Source organism: uncultured Algibacter sp., assembly GCF_947495925.1.
GTDB lineage: Bacteria > Bacteroidota > Bacteroidia > Flavobacteriales > Flavobacteriaceae > Algibacter_E.
On the sequence record NZ_CANMAU010000002.1, the window covers coordinates 114,060 to 132,856 of the forward strand.

The window sequence follows — 18,797 nt, forward strand, 5'->3', positions numbered from 1 at the left end:
GGTAAATCATAATGAAAAGGAATGAAATTATTCTGTCTTATTAAAATGTTTAAACCTAGACGTCATCAAAATCAATTGCAAGTGTGGGTGTGGTAGGATGCGCTTGGCAGGTTAGAATCAATCCTTCAGCTACTTCACTTGTCGTTAATATATTATTTTGGCGCATGGTAGCTGCGCCTTCAGTAATTTTAGCTAAACAACTGCTACAAATACCGCCTTGACACGAGTATGGTGCATCGATATCTTCGTCTAAAGCGGCTTCTAAAATCGTTTGTTTTTGAGACATTTTAAAAGTCGAAGTCTCATCATCAACGGTGATTGAGATATTAGTGCTTCCCGATGTAACAGCGACTTCCTTTACCTCGGCTGGTTTTGCAGCTTTAAAAAGTTCGAAATGAATTCTGCTTTCATCAATATTGTGCTCTGTTAAAACGTCTTTAACAGTATGAATCATACCTTCGGGTCCACATAAGTAATAAGCATCAACTTCAACATGTTTATGCTCATTCTTCATAACATAATTAACGGTACTTTTTTCAATTCGACCAAAAATAGCATCTTCTTCGTCTTGTTGACTAAACACAAACTGAACGGAAAAACGATCTTTATAGTTATGTTGTAAATCTAAAAGTTCTTGCAAAAACATAGTGTCTTTGGTTGTTTTATTTCCATAAACAAGAATTACCTTACTGTAAACCTCTTCTTCTAAAGCACATTTAATAATGCTCAAAACTGGAGTAATGCCACTTCCTGCTGCAAATAATGCTATATTTTTAGTTTTAGAGTCATTAGGTTCAAAAATAAAACGTCCTTTTGGAGGAGCGACTTCAATGGTGTCACCAACTTTTAAAGTGTTATTTGCGTAAGCCGAAAATGTACCATCTTTAACTTCTTTTATGGCTACTTTAAGTTCACCACTTTTTGGTGAAACGCATAGAGAATAGTCACGTCTTACTTCGTTGTTATTGATATTCGTTTTCAGTGTAACATACTGACCAGATTTAAAGGCGAAAGTATCCTTAAGATTTTCTGGAATATTAAAAGAAATGCTAATGGCTTTATCAGTTTCTCTGGTTATATTCTTAACTGAAAGTTTATGAAATGAAGACATGTGTTAAATTTTTGCACAAAAATAGTGAAGCCTGTAAAAAATAGTGGCATTTTTAGTAAAAAAGTAACACATAATATTATTATGCATAAGAACATTATGTATATTAGCAAAATTATGAAAAACTCTCAATTGTATAAAGGTAGTCTGACAACCATTATTTTAAAGCTCTTGAACGAAAATGATAAAATGTACGGTTATGAAATTACGCAAAAAGTTAAAGATATTACTAAAGGCGAACTAAAATTAACAGAAGGGGCATTATATCCCTCATTACATAAATTGGAGGCTGAAGGACTTTTGGAAGTTGATATTATGAAAATTGGTAACAGGATGCGTAAATATTATAGTTTAACGGAGTTAGGTACCCAAGAAACGGTGAGTAAACTTGCAGAACTCGAAAACTATATTAAGACGATGCGTGCTTTAGTAAATCCGAAATTTCGATTTGATTAATGAAAACGTTAACGGAAGACGAAATATCCCACATTTTCGACTTTACCAAAAACAGGTATGTTGAACGGTATAAAGTTCAAGTAGAACTTGTAGATCATTTAGCTAATGGCATTGAAAACCAGTGGAAAATAACACCTAATAAACCTTTAGATGTTTCAAAATTTAAGATTGAAATTAAGAGGAAACTGAATAAACGGGTAAAAAAAGGCTATTTGATAAGTGTACTATTCAGGCCGGAGGTTTATTACATGTTTTAAATATTGGAATTTGGATTCAAACTTTATTTAAACCAGATAGACAGTGGACAAATACTACAGAATTAATTGTTGCAACACTTATTGTGATATACATATTACTTACATGGATTTCAATGATTATTATTCCAAAACAATTAGAAGAAAAACTAAATCAAAAGTACCCAGAATACAATTCTTTTAAAATTGTGTAACATTATATCTTGTTTGTATACTTACAAGAAACTTTAACCATCAATATAATTTATCAAAATGAAAAAAATCTTATTCGCATGCCTGTTTGTATCAGTAGTAAACTTTACTCAAGCTCAAGAGAATTCCAATTATAAAAACGAAACTATTGAGTTTTTAAAAATGACAGGTGCGGGAGCTGCTTTTGAAAATGCTATTACGCAAATTGGAACTATGGTGCCGGAAATAAACAGAGCGGCTTACATAAAGGAAGCTCAGGGTACCTTAGGCGGTCTATACAATAAACTTGCTGAACTTTATATGAGTGAATTTACTCATGATGAAGTTAAGGAGCTAATCGTTTTTTATAAAACAGATTTAGGAAAGAAATTGGCAGAAAAACAATTGGGACTTACCCAAAAAGCCATTTCTTTTGGACAAACTTGGGGAGCAAAAGTTCAAGAAGTTGCTCAAAAACACATGCAATAAACTAAGGACTTTTTGGTAATAATCTTAGAATTAATTTAAACTGACAAATGATTCGATTGTTTTTAAATTTAGAGTGGAAACAGTTTACTAGAGCCTCTTATTTTCAAAAGGGAGTAGCTATTAAAATAATGCTGATTTTTGCTGCAATCTATTTTGGTGGGGCCGCTATAATGATTGGTGTCGGTTTATTTTTTATTTCCAAAAAAATTATGCCAAATATGGATCCCATTACGGTTATTAATAACTTTTTAATATACTGGTATGTATTGGAACTGGCAGTTCGATTCTTTTTGCAGCAATTACCAGTCATGAATATAAAGCCGTTTATGGTTGTTCCAATAAAACGAGAGGCCATTATTCATTATTTACTTGGAAAAACTACTATTTCGTTTTTTAACTTTATTCCGTTTTTTATTTTTTTGCCTTTCAGCATAGTTTTACTAGTTCAGGGTTACTCCTTTATTCATGTTATTTGCTGGTTTTTGTCGGTTATGGCTTTTTCTCTATGTATTAATTTTACTAATTTTTTAATTAATAAAAACAATACATTTTTCTATAGTATCACAAGTGTGCTATTTCTTTTTATAGGGCTAGAAGTTTATAATGTCTTTAAAATATCAGAACCTATTGGTTTGGCTTTTAACGCGCTATACGATCAGCCTTATTTAATTGTTTTACCATTCCTTTTACTTTTTGCATTGTATAAAAAGAATTTTTCAGATATCAGAAAAGGGTTTTATTTGGATGGTGCAATTTCTAAAAAAGCCGATAAAGTTGATAGTTTAGAATTAAATTGGATGAATCGGTTTGGAAGCCTTGCTATATTTTTGAAGAATGATGTGCGTTTAATTTTAAGAAATGCGCGACCAAAACAGGTTTTAATGATGTCGGGTCTATTTCTGTTTTATGGATTAATTTTTTATACACAAGATGCCTATAAAGATATGCCGGCGTTTTTGGCCTTTGCTTCAATGTTTGTAACTGGTGGTTTTTTAATGACATTTGGTCAATTAGTTCCATCTTGGGATAGCGAATACTATAAATTATTAATGAGCCAGAATATTCCGTATAAAAAGTATTTAGAGTCCAAATGGTACTTAATGGTTGTTGCTGTGTCCGTATCTTTTATACTGAGCACACCTTATTTATATTTTGGGTGGGATATTTTTGGTATGATAGGAGCAGGGGCGCTTTTTAATATAGGACTAAACTCATTTATTACACTATTTGGCGGTGCTTTAAATAGGGTACCTGTAGAACTTAATGTAAAAGCCAAAGCGTTTAGTAATACGAATGGGTTTAACCCAACGCAAATGTTAATTGCAATACCCAAATTAGTGTTGCCAATGTTACTTTTTTATATTCCTTATAAAATAGTAAACTTTCAAGTAGGATTATTAGTTCTGGCTCTTAGTGGCGTTTTAGGTATTGTTTTTAGAAATTTCTTTTTAAATAAAATTGAAACAATTTATCAAAAAGGAAAGTATAAAACCGTTGCCGCTTTTGCTGAAAAAAAATAAGGATTTTAAAATTTTATTCAAATCATGATTACAACATCGAATCTTTCAAAAAAATACAATGAAAATGAAGTTCTAAATATAGAGGCTTTAGAGATTCCTAAAGGGCAGAGTTTTGGCTTAGTTGGTAATAACGGTGCTGGAAAAACGACGTATTTTAGTTTGTTATTAGACTTAATTCAACCGACTACGGGTGCTATTATAAATAACGATATTTTGGTAAATGAAAGTGAAGATTGGAAACCTTTTACATCTGCTTTTATTGACGAAAGCTTTTTGATTGGATATCTAACAGCAGAAGAATATTTTTATTTTATTGGTGAATTACGAGGGCAAAACAAGGCAGATGTTGATGCCCTTGTTGCTCAGTTTTCAAACTTTTTTCATGGAGAAATATTAGGGCAAAAAAAGTATTTACGAGATTTGAGTAAAGGAAATCAAAAGAAAGCTGGAATTGTGGCAGCGCTTATTGGAAATCCTGAAGTTGTTATCCTAGATGAGCCTTTTGCCAATTTAGACCCAACAACTCAAATCAGATTAAAAGAAATTATAAAGAATTTAGCCAAAGCAAAGGGAGTTACCGTTTTAATTTCTAGTCATGATTTAATGCATGTTACAGAGGTTTGTGAGCGTATTGTAGTGTTAGAAAAAGGTGAAGTTGTAAAAGATTTGGCTACGAGCGAGGCTACTTTAAAGGAGTTAGAGGCCCATTTTGCTGGTTAATCTCTAGTTGCCATAATCCTTTTAGTTAGAGTACTAATTATGGTAATTTCTACAGATATCTGCCGATAATTCAAAAAGATGTTTATTTTTACCCAGCTATATAATAATAACAACGTATAATAGTTATTATTTTAGACTAAAAATACCTGCCTTGAAATGAGTTCTTAGAAATTATTCTGTTGATTAATTTAAAGAAATGTGATTTTTTCGAACAAAACAAAGCGGTTGATTTAAGAACAAAATTTTTATTTTATTCCAGGCGGAGTAAAAATTCTAAAGTCAATGAAAACATCTTTTAAAGCTATACTAACCTTTGTTTTTTGTGCGTTACTTGCGTTTAGCTGCTCCAGAAAAAAGGATAAGTTTATTAGTAGGAATATGCATGCCCTAAGTACAGAATATAATATTTTGTATAATGGTCAAATAGCTTTAGAGCAAGGAAAGGAAAGTCTGAATGCTTCGTATTTTGATAATTATTGGGAAGTTTTACCAGTTGAGCGCATGCAGCTTACCGAAGAAATTGTGTTGCCGGGGCAATCAAAAAACGAAAACTTCACAAGAGCAGAAGAGAAGGCTATAAAAGCTATTCAAAAGCATAGTATGAATATTGAGGGCAAAGAAAAAAACCCTCAAATGGATGAAGCCTATATACTTTTAGGTAAATCTAGGTATTTTGATGAGCGCTTTATTCCAGCTTTGGAAGCTTTCAATTATATCTTATACAAATATGCTGCTAGTGATAAGATAAATCAAGCAAAAATTTGGCGCGAGAAAACAAATATGCGTTTAGATAATAATGAGCTGGCTATTAAGAATCTTAAACGACTATTGCGACAAGAAGATATTGAAGGTCAAGATTTGGCCGATGCTACATCAACTTTAGCACAAGCCTATTTAAATACCCAAGTTATTGATACGGCCATTACCCAATTAGAAATTGCGTCTCATGCTACAAAAAATCATGACGAACGAGGGAGATACCGTTTTATTCAGGGACAATTGTATAATAAATTAGGTTACAAGGATAGTGCTAACATTGTTTTTGATAAAGTGATTGAACTAAATAGAAAGATACCTAGAATCTATATGATTGCAGCGCATCTGGAAAAAGTTAAGAATTTTGATGTTGAGCATGATGATCGGTTTGAAATAGCCGAATTATTGCGAGAATTAGAAGAAAATAGAGAAAATAGACCGTTTTTAGATAAAATATACCATCAAACCGCCGAGTTTTACCGAAATTTAGGTTCAGATTCTTTAGCTATCGCTTATTATAATTATTCCTTAAGAACGGATACCAGAGATAATCATTTGAAAGCTAAGAATTATGAAACTCTTGGCGATATGTACTTTGATAGTTCTCTGTATGCAGATGCTGGTGAGTACTATGATAGTACAATGAGTAGTCTCCCATTAAATTCTAAACCATATCGTGTTATTAAAAGAAAACGAGATAACTTGAACGATGTTATTTACTACGAAGGTATTGCTAAAGTTAATGATAGTGTTTTAAGGTTAATCAATATGCCTGATGGAGAGCGTGCTTTGTATTTTAATGAATATGTTAAGGAGTTAAAATTTAAGGCAGAACTCGAAAAAGAACGTGCCGAGGCAGCAGAGCGTAATAATGGACTTGTAACTGTTAATAACCAAATTGGAGGTCGATCAAGCATAGGCGCAGTTGATAAAGCACCATTGTTTTACTTTTATAACCCCACCACAGTGGCTTATGGCAAAAATGAATTTGTTAAAATCTGGGGAGATAGGCAATTAGAGGACGATTGGAGGCTATCGAGCAAAGGGTTTTCAGGTTTAGCTACGAGCAACCCAGCATTTGATGCTTTAGCAACAATTTCAAACGAAGAAAAGTTTGACCCTGAGTATTATATTTCAAAAATACCAACAGACGAAAAAGAAATAGATAGTATTTCAAAAGATAGAAATTATGCATACTATCAATTAGGGCTTATTTATAAAGAGAAGTTTAAGGAATACGAATTAGCAAAAAGTAAATTTCAAAATTTATTAAAAAGCAACCCTGAAGAAAGGCTCATATTACCTTCTGAATATAACTTGTATAAAATTTACGAATTATTAGGTGAAAGTGACGAAGCTTTAATTGCAAAAAACAATATTATAAATACATATCCCGATTCTAGATATACTACTATTTTAAAAAACCCTGAACTCGTATCTGGAAGAGATGAAAATAGTCCGCAAAGCTTATACGAAGCTTTATATATTCAGCATGAAAACCAGGAATACGCGGCTGTGATTTCAAAAAGTGAAGATTATATCAATAGGTTTGATGGTGACGCCATTGTACCAAAATTTGAATTGCTAAAAGCCACCGCCAACGGGCGTTTATACGGCTACGAAGCTTATAAAAAAGATATTAATTATTTGGCAGTTACTTATGCGAATACTCCCGAGGGGAAACAGGCTCAAAATATCGAATCAAATATTTTGCCTAAATTAGCTAGCACCGATTTTGTTGAATCTAATGACAGTATTAGGGTTGGACATAAGGTTGTGTTTCAATTTAAAGAACCAAAACAAGAAACTATTTCAGGTTTTAAAACCACTTTAGATACGGTTCTAAAACATGTTAGGTATTATAAGTTAAAGTCGTCTGTAGATGTTTATGATCCTAAAACAACTTTCGTTATTGTGCACGGTATAAAATCGAAACAGGTTGCTGAAACATTTGATCAATTGATAATTAAAGAAGATAAGAAAAAAATAAAAGCCCCCTATTTTGTAGTTTCATCTACAAACTATCAAATTATGCAGATTCATAAAAACTTGGATGCATATTTGAATCTCTATAATAACTAACCCTAACAAATAATTATTATGTTCTCTGAAAACAAAAAAGAAAGACAAATGACAGAAGGTTCAGCAAGCCAGAATATTGTAGCCCAAGGCACAAAAATGATTGGCGACTTCAATAGTGAAGGCGATTTTAGAATCGATGGTACTATAGAAGGAAATATTAAAACTACAGGAAAAGTGGTTGTTGGAAAAGCAGGTTTAATAAAAGGTACTTTAAATGGCACCGATGCTTATTTTGAAGGGAAGTTTTCTGGAAAATTAGCTTTATCAGGTACTTTAACTTTAAAATCTTCTGCACATATTGAAGGCGAAGTTGTTGTTGGCAAACTAGCTGTAGAACCCGGAGCTACTTTTAATGTGACTTGTGTAATGAAAGGCACTGTAAAAGCAATGAATAACGGTAATGGCGCACAACCACAAGAACAAAGAAAACCAGAAGCAGGCAAAACAGCTTAAGCAAATTGCTGCTTTATCTGGAATTGCAATACAAATGGGTGTTACCATTTACCTTTTTGTAATATTGGGTAAATGGTTAGATGCCAAATTTACAGATAACTCCAAAGCTTTTTTGGTGATATGCACCCTCGCAGGCGTCGCCATTTCATTGTATGCCGTACTTAAACAAATAAAGAAGTTAAACCCTTGACTTTAAGAAAACTTGTTATAAACTGCTTGACGGTAGTTTTTATTGCTGTTATAGCTTTTGCTTTTCATTTTCTTGTTAATTCTTTATTTGAAATCGCAGTAGAAGTTAATCAATTAGTATACTCTTATAGCATTAATATTTTGCTGGCTTGTGGAGTTATTGTGCTTCTGTTTTTATTAAAAAAACGATTAAGAGATCAACTGGGGTTTATCTTTATGTTCGCAAGCATGTTAAAATTCGTTTTCTTTTTTATTCTTTTCTACCCAGAGTATAATGCAGATGGCGATTTAACACGCTCAGAGTTTTTAACTTTCTTCATTCCATATGTAGTTTGTCTCATAGTCGAAAGTGTTATTTTGTCCAAGTTTCTCAACAGTTTGGACAATTATAAATAGTTAAAATTGAAGTAAATAAATAATATTAAAATTTGTTTTTGGCTTTTCAGATAAAAACATACCTTTGCACCGATTTTTAAGCCACTATTTATAATAAGTGATATGCAAAATATTATTTCTAGAAAAACGATTTGTTTATTCTTCTTAATGATAACAGCGTTTTCTTTTGCTAAAGAAGAAAAACATGAAGGAGAGGGAGATATAAAAACTGAAATAAAAGAATATATAAATCATCACTTACTTGATACGCATGATTTTAGCCTAACATCTTACACTACAGATGCTGGAGAGCATAAATATGTTGGTTTTCCTTTACCAGTTATTTTATGGGACAATGGATTAAAAGTATTTTCTTCTTCAAAATTTCATCATGGAGAATCTGTTGCTGAGGTAAACGGAGATTACTACACATTATTTCATAATAAGGTATACAAAACGGATGCTGCTGGAACTATCGATCTTGATGAGCATCATCACCCAACAAATGTAAAACCAATAGACTTTTCTATTACTAAGAATGTATTTACCATATTTTTAGTTGGACTACTCATGTTTGTTATGTTTAGCAGAATGGCTAAAAGATATAAAACATCTAGTATCCCTAAGGGAATGGGTAGATTCTTAGAGCCAATTATTCTTTATATAAGAGATGATATTGCTGTTCCCAATATTGGAGAAAAGAAATACAAAAGGTATATGCCTTATTTGTTAACTGTATTCTTCTTTATTTGGATTATTAACTTACTAGGATTAACACCGCTAGGGGTAAATGTTACAAACAATATTGCGGTAACATTAGCTTTAGCACTAATCACATATTTCTTGACAACTTTTACAGCTAATAAAAATTACTGGGGTCACATTTTCTGGATGCCAGGGGTGCCAACACCTATGAAAATAATTTTAGCACCAATTGAGTTGTTAGGTACTATTATTAAACCATTTTCATTAATGATTCGTTTGTATGCAAATATCACAGCGGGTCACATTGTATTAATGAGTATAATTGGTTTAATGTTCATATTTAAAAACTGGCTAGGAAGTTCATTATCATTTGGTTTAGCATTTGCTTTATCATTGTTAGAACTTTTAGTAGCTGCATTACAAGCATATATCTTTACCATGTTATCTGCTTTATATTTCGGGTCGGCTGTTGAAGAACATCATGACGACCACTAAAAAAGAATGTTTAATTTTTAATATATATACATTATGACAATTCCAAACATTGTAGGAGCAGGTTTAATCGTTATTGGTGCTGGTTTAGGTATCGGTAAAATTGGTGGATCTGCAATGGATGCCATTGCACGTCAACCAGAAGCTTCTGGAAAAATCCAAACAGCTATGCTTATTGCAGCAGCACTTATTGAAGGTATTGGATTTGCTGCTTTATTTGCAGCTTAAAAAAACGAAAACAGCTTTAACGGTTGGTTAAAGCTGTTTTTTAAAAATTAGTACAGTTTAAAATCTATATAGATAAATGGAAAAGTTAATTAATGAGTTTTCAATAGGATTATTCTTTTGGCAATTAGTATTGTTCATAGGGTTAGTTTTACTTTTAAGAAAATTTGCTTGGAAACCTATTCTTGATGCTGTTGAAAAGCGTGAAGATGGTATTCAAGATGCGTTAGATTCTGCTGAAAAAGCAAAATTAGAAATGACGAATCTTCAGGCTGATAACGAGAAGTTATTGAAAGAAGCTAGAGCAGAACGTGAAGCGATGTTAAAAGAAGCGCGTGATATTAAAAATAAAACGATTGAAGACGCTAAAGGTGAAGCTCAAGAACAAGCTAATAAAATTATAGAGCAAGCACAAGCTGCTATTGAAAGTGAAAAGAAATCAGCGATGGCTGAACTTAAAAATCACGTAGCAGGCTTATCTCTAGAGATTGCTGAAAAAGTAGTGCGTACTGAATTATCTAACAAAGACAAACAATTAGCGTTGGTTGAAACTATGTTGGCTGAAAAAACTTCAAAATAAGGACATGGCAGGAGCAAGAGCAGCAATCCGTTATGCAAAAGCAGTATTGAGCTTAGCATCAGATCAAAAAGCAGCAGATGCTGTAAATAAAGATATGAAGTTAATTGCTGATACTATTGCAGATAGTAAAGAGTTAAGCAGCATGCTTCAAAGTCCTGTAGTGCCTTCTTCTAACAAGAAAGCGGTTTTATTAGATGTTTTTAAAAAATCTAATAAAATAACATTAAGCTTAATTGATATTTTAGATACCAATAACCGAATTGATATTTTAGGTAACGTAGCATCAAAATACAATGCCCTGTATGATGAGTCTAAAGGTATTCAATTAGCTACTGTTACAACAGCTGTGGCGTTAACGCCAGCATTAAAGAAGGAAGTTTTAGCAAAGGCTAAAGAACTGACAGGTAAAAATGTTGAAGTAGAAAATATTATTGATGAAAGCATTTTAGGTGGTTTCATTTTACGAGTTGGTGATGTGCAATATAATGCTAGTGTTGCAAATCAACTTAACAATTTAAAAAGAGAATTTACATTAAACTAAGATATTTATATATCTAAATAAATAATAAGATGGCAGAAGTAAAACCAGCTGAAATATCAGCAATCTTAAAAAAACAACTTTCAGGTTTTGAGGCTAGCGCTTCATTAGATGAAGTTGGAACTGTATTAACTGTAGGTGATGGTATTGTACGTGCTTACGGATTATCAAACGCTCAATATGGTGAGTTAGTTGAATTCGAAGGCGGACTTGAAGGTATTGTACTAAACCTTGAAGAAGATAACGTTGGTATTGTATTATTAGGTGGATCAGTAGGTGTAAAAGAAGGATCTACAGTAAAACGTACAAGACGTATTGCTTCGATTAATGTTGGTGAAGGTATAGTTGGTCGTGTTGTTGATACATTAGGAAATCCTATTGATGGAAAAGGACCAATTTCTGGTAAAACTTATGAAATGCCTTTAGAGCGTAAAGCGCCTGGAGTTATTTTCCGTGAGCCTGTAACTGAACCATTACAAACAGGTATCAAATCTATCGATGCGATGATTCCTGTAGGTCGTGGACAACGTGAGTTGGTTATTGGTGACCGTCAAACTGGTAAAACAACAGTTTGTATTGATACCATCTTAAATCAAAAAGAATTTTACGATGCAGGTGAGCCTGTATATTGTATATATGTTGCTGTAGGTCAAAAAGCATCTACAGTAGCGAATATTGCTAAAGTATTAGAAGAAAGAGGTGCACTTGCATATACAACCATTGTAGCTGCAAATGCTTCTGATCCTGCTCCAATGCAAGTATACGCGCCAATGGCGGGTGCTGCAATTGGTGAGTACTTTAGAGATACTGGTCGCCCAGCATTAATCATCTATGATGATTTATCTAAACAAGCTGTTGCTTACCGTGAGGTATCTTTATTATTAAGAAGACCACCGGGACGTGAAGCGTATCCAGGTGACGTTTTCTACTTACACTCTAGATTATTAGAGCGTTCTGCAAAAGTGATCAATGATGACAGTATTGCTAAAGACATGAACGATTTACCAGATTCATTAAAACCATTAGTGAAAGGTGGAGGGTCTTTAACAGCTTTACCAATTATTGAAACTCAAGCAGGTGACGTTTCTGCATATATCCCAACAAACGTAATTTCTATTACAGATGGGCAAATTTTCTTAGATGGAGATTTATTTAACTCTGGTGTTCGTCCTGCAATTAACGTTGGTATCTCGGTATCTCGTGTTGGAGGTAACGCACAGATTAAGTCCATGAAGAAAGTATCGGGTACATTAAAGTTAGACCAAGCACAATTCCGTGAATTAGAAGCTTTCGCGAAGTTTGGTTCAGATTTAGATGCTGTTACTTTAAATGTAATTGAAAAAGGTAAACGTAACGTTGAGATTTTAAAACAAGCTCAAAACGATCCATTTACAGTTGAAGATCAAGTCGCAATTATTTACGCAGGTTCAAAAAACTTGTTAAAAGATGTTCCTGTAGAGAAAGTTAAAGAATTTGAAAGAGATTTCATTGAATTCTTAAGAGCTAAGCATGCAGGTGTATTAAGCACATTAAAAGCAGGAAAATTAACTGATGAGGTTACAGATACATTAACAGCTGTAGCAAAAGATTTATCAGGAAAATATATAGCATAATTTATGATTCCCACGAAAGTGGGAATCCTATTTCATATTTTAAAATATGGCAAATTTAAAGGAAATACGTAACAGAATATCATCAGTATCTTCAACGATGCAGATTACCAGTGCCATGAAAATGGTATCGGCCGCTAAGTTAAAGAAGGCACAAGATGCTATTACAGCAATGCGTCCTTATGCAGATAAGTTAACTGAGCTTTTACAAAGCTTAAGTGCGACTTTAGATGCAGATTCTGGCAGTGCTTATTCTGAAGAGCGTGAGTTAAAGAAAGTGCTTATAGTGCCTATTACATCTAATAGAGGTTTAGCAGGAGCTTTTAATTCAAACATCATTAAAGAGGTTAATAAATTAACTACTGAAACTTATGCTAATCAAGAGGTTTCTTATTTAGCTATAGGTAAAAAGGCAAATGATGCTTTTAAAAAGACCAATAATGTTATTGCTAATAAGAGTGAAGTTTTTGATGATTTAACATTTGATAATGTTGCCGAAATCGCTCAACTTTTAATGGATAAGTTTGTTGCGGGTGAGTTTGATAAAATTGAAATAGTTTATAACAAATTCAAAAACGCAGCAACTCAAATAGTGATGACTGAGCAGTTTTTACCAATTGTTCCAGTTGAAGGTGATGCTAATGTTAATGCAGATTACATTTTTGAACCATCAAAACTAGAAATTGTTGAAGAGCTTATTCCTAAGTCTTTAAAAACACAATTGTATAAAGGTATTAGAGATTCTTTTGCTTCAGAGCATGGTGCACGTATGACAGCAATGCATAAAGCAACAGATAATGCTACAGAGTTAAGAGATCAATTGAAATTAACTTATAATAAAGCACGTCAAGCGGCAATTACTAATGAGATTTTAGAAATTGTTGGTGGAGCTGAAGCTTTAAATAATTAGAACAATTCTTTAAAATAGTGAAGAATCTTCACAAAATAAAGCCTCACTTTTTAGTGGGGCTTTTATTTTTTTAAAATTTTATGTAACATTTTTTTGATTTTGAATCTAAAGGGAAAATCAATTTAAAATGTATATCATGAAATTAATTAAAAACCTAGTATTTTTAGTAGTTATGTCTTTCAGTTTTTTTTCAAATGCTGAAACAAATCCATCTTTTAAAGTAGACGTTGTTGGAAACGGTGATCCTATATTGTTATTTCCTGGTTTTGCTTGTACTGGAGATGTTTGGAATGAGGTTGTAGAAGACTTATCAAAAACAAATGAATGCCATATTTTTACTTTTGCTGGATTTGGTGATGTAGCACCTATAGAAAAACCATGGTTACCAAAAGTTAAAGAAGGTGTGGCTTCTTATATTTCTAATGAGCATTTGGAAGAGGCAACAATAATTGGGCATAGTTTAGGAGGTTCTCTTGGACTTTGGTTGGCTTCTGATGAAGATGCTAAATTCAAAAAAGTTATTGTTATAGATGCCTTACCCTCTATTGGAGCCTTAATGATGCCTAATTTTAAAAGTGAAAATGTAAAATATGATAACCCCTATAACAAGCAATCATTAGAAATGAATGCAGAGGCTTTTGGCGCCATGGCTACCCAAATGGCGTCTGGTATGACCTCAAAAGAAGATAAGCAAGTACTTATTAAAGATTGGATTTTAAAGGCCGATAGAGAGACTTATGTTTATGGTTATACAGATTTAATGAAATTGGATTTACGTGAAACTATAGCTTCTATAAAGGCTCCTGTGTCTATTTTAGCAGCTACTGAACCTTATGGTGAGGAAAATGTTAAAAAGAACTTCGATGCACAATATACCAATCTTGATAACTATACTATTAAATACGCCAAAGGTTCAGCACATTTTATCATGTACGATCAACCAGAATGGTTATTAAGTTCGATTAAAGCTGAATTAAAATAAATTTATGAAAACGTTGGAGTCTAAATTCGACAAAATATATAAATCCAATTATGCTAAGGTACATCGTTTATGCATGGGTTATACAAATGGCGACGAGATGCTGTCTGCAGATTTGGCACAGGAAGTTTTTATAAAAATTTGGGAACATATTGGAACTTTTAGAAACGAATCAAGTGTGTCAACATGGATTTATAGAATTACCGTAAATACTTGTTTAATGAGTCTTCGGAAAAAGAAACCTGTTGAAATTTCAAACCTTCTTAATGTAATGGAAAGTACAGATGATTCATTTCAAGAGGAAAATAAGTCAATACAACTAAAACAATTATATAACTGTATTAATACCCTTAACAGTGATGGCAAAAGTATTATTCTACTTGAACTAGAGGGCTTGCCACAAAAAGAAATAGCAGATGTTATGGGGATAAGCCATGAAGCCATTCGAGTGAGAATTCACAGAATAAAAGAAAAATTAACTAAATGCGTAAAAAAATGATAAATTTTGATGATTTAAAATCCCAATGGAAAATGCAGCTAAACATAACAGTACCTCATAATGGTGCCGAATTGATTGTTGAAAAAACAGATTTACTAAAAAAGAAGCAACGTATAACTAATATCGTACTAGGTATTACAACAGTTGTTTTAGTAGGATTCTTTTTTTATATCGCAGCCTATAATAATGTAACAGTAGCTTTAGCGTTAGGGTTAATGATAGGTTCTTTGTTAACCAGAATAATAATAGAGCGTTTTAGTATTGAAAAACTTAAGCAAGTTAATCTTTCTGTTAAGGCCAGTAAGTTTAAAAATATAATAACTAATTATTATAAACAACGTATCAAAACGCACTATATAATTACCCCCATAGTATTTGCTTCATATATTGTAGGTTTTGCGTTGCTATTACCATTTTTTAAGGAAGGTTTATCTGTAGGGTTTTATTATTATATCCTAGTATCTGGATTCGTATTTTTAATCGTTATGGGTATTTTTATTAGAAAACAAGTCTTAAATGAAATAAACCTTTTAAAACAGCTACAAAGTTGATATTATAAACTTTGCTTGAAATAAAAATGCCTCATTTATGAGGCATTTTTATTTGGTTTAAAAAGGATTAAAAGTCTTCAATAAAACAGATACACTCATGAGATAACTTATCTTTGGTTGGCATTGGCGAAAAACGTACTTTTAGCGGCATAAAAAACAACTATTGAGCGCACTTAAGTCATTATTTAAGCAAACATTTATTTATGGGTTGGCTACAGTTTTACCTAGAATGTTGAGCTTCTTATTGGTAAGACTCCATACAGATGATGAAGTATTAAAAACAGTTGCAGACTATGGTAGCGTATCTATTATTTATTCCTATTTTGTTTTATTTAATATTATTTTGGCCTACGGGATGGAAACCGCGTTCTTCAGGTTTTATAATAAAGAGGATGATAAAGGCAAAGTTATAGGGACTTCGGTAGTATCATTAATATTCACATCTTTAGCATTTTTCTTTTCTGCAATTATCTTCAGAAATCAAATCTCAAGTTTGGTAGATATTAAAGTGGAGTACATTAATCTCGTTATTTGGATTTTATTATTCGATGCTTTGGTAATTATGCCTTTTGCTTGGTTAAGGGCTAATGAGCAACCCACAAGGTATGCAGTAATTAAAATATTAAACGTTGTTATAAATTTAGGTTTAAATCTGTTTTTTCTTATTTGGTTGGATGATCTAGCACTTGAATCTTCATTTTTTGATACCATTTACAAGCCAAATTTCGAAATTAATTATATTCTAATTGCAAACTTGATTGCTAGTGCTGTAACGCTTTTAATCATGTTGCCACTTTACTTTAAAGTAAACTATACTTTCAGCAAGCAACTTTGGAAAAAGATGATGCATTATGCCTTGCCTATTTTTGTTGCCGGACTAGCCTTTTCGGTAAATGAAACTTTTGATCGTATTTTACTTGATAAAATATTACCCGAAAATATTGCAGAAACTCAAATTGGTATGTATTCTGCTTGTTATAAATTGGCTTTGTTTATGACTTTATTTGCCACAGCTTATAGACTAGGAATAGAACCCTTCTTTTTTAGTCATGCTAAAGCGGAAAATCCACAAAAAAACTATGCTAAAATATTAGAGTTCTTTATCATTTTCGGGTCATTAATTATGCTCGGTGTTGTTGTTTTTGCCGATGTGTTAAAAGTCATTCTTATTGGAGATGAAGATTACTGGTCCGCTATGTGGATTGTACCTATTTTATTATTGGCAAATTTCTGTTTAGGCATATATCATAATTTATCCGTTTGGTATAAAATAACCGATAGAACAAAGTTTGGTGCATATATTTCTGTTTTTGGAGCCGTTTTAACTCTAATTCTAAACTTTTGGTTGATTCCCATAATGAGCTATAAAGGGTCGGCCATAGCAACATTGGCAGCCTATTCAACCATGATGCTGTTATCATTTTATTTTGGGCGGAAATACTACCCCATTCCTTATAATTTAAAAAAAATAGGTTTGTATATGCTGCTTAGTATAACATTTTCAATAGTATCTTTCTATCAATATAGAGGTAATTATTTGGTAGGTGTATCTATGTTAATTGTATTTTTGGGGATCGTATATTTTTCAGAACGACAGGAAATTAAGCAACTTTTAAATAAGAAAGCATGAAAATTAAAATAATAAACAAGTCTAATCACGATTTACCTCACTATGAGACCATTGCATCCGCAGGAATGGATTTACGTGCTAGTTTGTCAGAAGATAGAGTATTAAAGCCTTTAGAACGAAGTATTGTGGGTACGGGCTTGTTTATAGAGTTACCCGTTGGTATTGAGGCACAGGTGCGCCCACGAAGTGGTTTAGCGGCAAAGAAAGGTATTACTGTACTCAATGCGCCAGGAACTATTGATGCCGATTACAGAGGGGAAATAGGTGTGATTCTGGTAAACCTTTCAAGCGAAGATTTTACTATTCAAAATGGAGAGCGTATTGCACAATTGGTTATTGCAAAACATGAACGAGCTGAATGGAATCAGGTAGAAGAACTTTCTGAAACCGATAGAGGAGAAGGTGGTTTTGGAAGCACAGGAACAAAATAAAAAATTGAAAATATAGCTATTAATAATAAAAAGTAATTAGGAAAATGAAAATTATAGTCCCAATGGCTGGTCGAGGATCTCGATTACGTCCACACAGTTTAACCGTACCAAAACCTTTAATACCTGTGGCCGGACAACCTATTGTTCACCGTTTAGTAAAAGACATTGCGAAAGTTTTAAAACAACCTATTGAAGAAATAGCTTTTGTTTTGGGAGACCCGGCTTGGTTTGGTAATGATGTGGTTTCTAGTTTAGAACATCTTGCAACAAGTTTAGGAGCTAAAGCGTCTATTTATCGTCAAGATAAACCCTTAGGAACTGGGCATGCCATAATGTGTGCGAAACCGTCTTTATCTGGACCTGCTGTAATTGCTTATGCAGATACATTGATTCGAGCTGAGTTTGATTTAGATCCTACTGCAGATAGTGTGATTTGGACTAAACAAGTAGAGAATCCAGAAGCTTATGGTGTTGTAAAATTAAACTCGAACGATGAAATAATGGAGCTTGTTGAAAAACCTGAAACGTTTGTTTCTGACCAAGCTGTAATTGGAATATATTACTTCAAAGATGTTGCTGTTTTAAAGAGAAAATTGCAGGAAATCTTAGATGAAAATATTATGAATGGCGGTGAATATCAAATAAATGATGGTATTAAACGTATGATGACTGATGGCAAGGTGTTCAAAACAGGAACTGTAGATGAGTGGATGGATTGCGGAAATAAAGAAATTACTATTGAAACTAATAAGCGCATGTTAGGGTTTTTAAAGGCTGATGGAGAAGAACAGCTTATAGCCTCTTCTGCTAAACAAGAAAATTCTAATATTATTGAGCCTTGTTTTATTGGCGAAAACGTGGTACTTAAAAATACAACTATAGGTCCTTTTGTATCGGTTGGAAGTGACACAGTTATTGAAAATTCAACTATAGAAAACAGTTTAATACAAACGAATTCTGAAATTAAGAATGCTAAGTTAAACAATGCTATGATTGGTAATAATGTTAAGTATAATGGTGATTTTAATAGCATTAGCATTGGTGATTATTCGGTTTTAGAGTAGAAATATTATT

22 protein-coding genes are annotated in these 18,797 nt (G+C 32.7%); 21 read left to right on the forward strand and 1 reads right to left on the reverse strand.

What is annotated here, in order from left to right; translation table 11 throughout:
• Nucleotides 1–55: 55 nt before the first annotated feature.
• A complete protein-coding gene (locus tag Q0857_RS03750; RefSeq protein WP_298532343.1) occupies nucleotides 56–1,111 on the reverse strand; it encodes a ferredoxin--NADP reductase in 1,056 nt (351 codons plus the stop codon).
• A gap of 114 nt (nucleotides 1,112–1,225) precedes the next feature.
• On the opposite strand from Q0857_RS03750, the gene Q0857_RS03755 reads away from it, so the two are divergent.
• The 21 genes from Q0857_RS03755 to Q0857_RS03850 all read left to right on the forward strand — a co-directional run bounded on the left by Q0857_RS03755 (nucleotide 1,226) and on the right by Q0857_RS03850 (nucleotide 18,787).
• Nucleotides 1,226–1,564 (forward strand): PadR family transcriptional regulator, encoded by a 339-nt coding sequence (locus Q0857_RS03755; protein WP_298532345.1) that lies wholly within the window; start codon nucleotides 1,226–1,228, stop codon nucleotides 1,562–1,564.
• Nucleotides 1,564–1,821 carry a hypothetical protein gene (locus Q0857_RS03760; protein ID WP_298532347.1) on the forward strand — a complete coding sequence of 86 codons (258 nt, stop codon included), beginning with the start codon at nucleotides 1,564–1,566 and terminating at the stop codon, nucleotides 1,819–1,821. The genes Q0857_RS03755 and Q0857_RS03760 overlap by 1 nt, the downstream gene beginning before the upstream one ends.
• Before the next feature lie 249 nt (nucleotides 1,822–2,070).
• On the forward strand, nucleotides 2,071–2,478 hold the full coding sequence (locus tag Q0857_RS03765) for a DUF2059 domain-containing protein (RefSeq protein ID WP_298532349.1): 408 nt from the start codon (nucleotides 2,071–2,073) through the stop codon (nucleotides 2,476–2,478).
• A gap of 47 nt (nucleotides 2,479–2,525) precedes the next feature.
• Nucleotides 2,526–3,998 (forward strand): DUF5687 family protein, encoded by a 1,473-nt coding sequence (locus Q0857_RS03770; protein WP_298532351.1) that lies wholly within the window; start codon nucleotides 2,526–2,528, stop codon nucleotides 3,996–3,998.
• Nucleotides 3,999–4,022: 24 nt separating this feature from the next.
• Nucleotides 4,023–4,718: an ABC transporter ATP-binding protein gene (locus tag Q0857_RS03775; protein ID WP_298532353.1), complete on the forward strand. Its 696-nt coding sequence runs from the start codon at nucleotides 4,023–4,025 to the stop codon at nucleotides 4,716–4,718.
• A 282-nt stretch (nucleotides 4,719–5,000) separates the two neighbouring features.
• Complete coding sequence (locus Q0857_RS03780) at nucleotides 5,001–7,556, forward strand: hypothetical protein (RefSeq protein ID WP_298532355.1); 2,556 nt, start codon at nucleotides 5,001–5,003, stop codon at nucleotides 7,554–7,556.
• A gap of 18 nt (nucleotides 7,557–7,574) precedes the next feature.
• On the forward strand, nucleotides 7,575–8,009 hold the full coding sequence (locus Q0857_RS03785; protein WP_298532357.1) for a polymer-forming cytoskeletal protein: 435 nt from the start codon (nucleotides 7,575–7,577) through the stop codon (nucleotides 8,007–8,009).
• Nucleotides 7,957–8,199: an AtpZ/AtpI family protein gene (locus Q0857_RS03790; RefSeq protein ID WP_298532359.1), complete on the forward strand. Its 243-nt coding sequence runs from the start codon at nucleotides 7,957–7,959 to the stop codon at nucleotides 8,197–8,199. Before Q0857_RS03785 ends, Q0857_RS03790 begins: the two co-directional genes overlap by 53 nt.
• A gap of 26 nt (nucleotides 8,200–8,225) precedes the next feature.
• Complete coding sequence (locus Q0857_RS16925; RefSeq protein WP_367278076.1) at nucleotides 8,226–8,594, forward strand: DUF6168 family protein; 369 nt, start codon at nucleotides 8,226–8,228, stop codon at nucleotides 8,592–8,594.
• A 147-nt stretch (nucleotides 8,595–8,741) separates the two neighbouring features.
• The gene (gene atpB, locus Q0857_RS03795) at nucleotides 8,742–9,773 is read left to right on the forward strand and encodes a F0F1 ATP synthase subunit A (protein WP_298533112.1); all 1,032 of its coding nucleotides are present in this window, start codon (nucleotides 8,742–8,744) and stop codon (nucleotides 9,771–9,773) included.
• A gap of 33 nt (nucleotides 9,774–9,806) precedes the next feature.
• On the forward strand, nucleotides 9,807–9,998 hold the full coding sequence (atpE, locus tag Q0857_RS03800) for an ATP synthase F0 subunit C (RefSeq protein WP_046746066.1): 192 nt from the start codon (nucleotides 9,807–9,809) through the stop codon (nucleotides 9,996–9,998).
• 76 nt (nucleotides 9,999–10,074) lie between these two features.
• A complete protein-coding gene (locus Q0857_RS03805) occupies nucleotides 10,075–10,575 on the forward strand; it encodes a F0F1 ATP synthase subunit B (RefSeq protein WP_298532361.1) in 501 nt (166 codons plus the stop codon).
• Nucleotides 10,576–10,579: 4 nt separating this feature from the next.
• Nucleotides 10,580–11,116, forward strand: a complete 537-nt coding sequence (atpH, locus tag Q0857_RS03810; protein ID WP_298532363.1) for an ATP synthase F1 subunit delta — start codon at nucleotides 10,580–10,582, stop codon at nucleotides 11,114–11,116.
• 29 nt (nucleotides 11,117–11,145) lie between these two features.
• Nucleotides 11,146–12,726, forward strand: coding sequence for a F0F1 ATP synthase subunit alpha (gene atpA, locus Q0857_RS03815; protein WP_298532365.1), 1,581 nt, complete (start codon nucleotides 11,146–11,148; stop codon nucleotides 12,724–12,726).
• Nucleotides 12,727–12,772: 46 nt separating this feature from the next.
• The gene (gene atpG, locus Q0857_RS03820) at nucleotides 12,773–13,633 is read left to right on the forward strand and encodes an ATP synthase F1 subunit gamma (RefSeq protein ID WP_298532367.1); all 861 of its coding nucleotides are present in this window, start codon (nucleotides 12,773–12,775) and stop codon (nucleotides 13,631–13,633) included.
• A gap of 136 nt (nucleotides 13,634–13,769) precedes the next feature.
• A complete protein-coding gene (locus tag Q0857_RS03825) occupies nucleotides 13,770–14,615 on the forward strand; it encodes an alpha/beta hydrolase (protein ID WP_298532368.1) in 846 nt (281 codons plus the stop codon).
• Nucleotides 14,616–14,619: 4 nt separating this feature from the next.
• On the forward strand, nucleotides 14,620–15,111 hold the full coding sequence (locus tag Q0857_RS03830) for a sigma-70 family RNA polymerase sigma factor (protein WP_298532370.1): 492 nt from the start codon (nucleotides 14,620–14,622) through the stop codon (nucleotides 15,109–15,111).
• Nucleotides 15,096–15,662, forward strand: coding sequence for a hypothetical protein (locus Q0857_RS03835; RefSeq protein WP_298532372.1), 567 nt, complete (start codon nucleotides 15,096–15,098; stop codon nucleotides 15,660–15,662). Before Q0857_RS03830 ends, Q0857_RS03835 begins: the two co-directional genes overlap by 16 nt.
• A gap of 163 nt (nucleotides 15,663–15,825) precedes the next feature.
• Nucleotides 15,826–17,292: a polysaccharide biosynthesis C-terminal domain-containing protein gene (locus Q0857_RS03840; protein ID WP_298532374.1), complete on the forward strand. Its 1,467-nt coding sequence runs from the start codon at nucleotides 15,826–15,828 to the stop codon at nucleotides 17,290–17,292.
• Nucleotides 17,289–17,723, forward strand: coding sequence for a dUTP diphosphatase (dut, locus tag Q0857_RS03845; protein WP_298532376.1), 435 nt, complete (start codon nucleotides 17,289–17,291; stop codon nucleotides 17,721–17,723). Before Q0857_RS03840 ends, dut begins: the two co-directional genes overlap by 4 nt.
• A 44-nt stretch (nucleotides 17,724–17,767) precedes the next feature.
• The gene (locus Q0857_RS03850) at nucleotides 17,768–18,787 is read left to right on the forward strand and encodes a sugar phosphate nucleotidyltransferase (protein ID WP_298532377.1); all 1,020 of its coding nucleotides are present in this window, start codon (nucleotides 17,768–17,770) and stop codon (nucleotides 18,785–18,787) included.
• The last annotated feature ends 10 nt before the right edge of the window (nucleotides 18,788–18,797 follow it).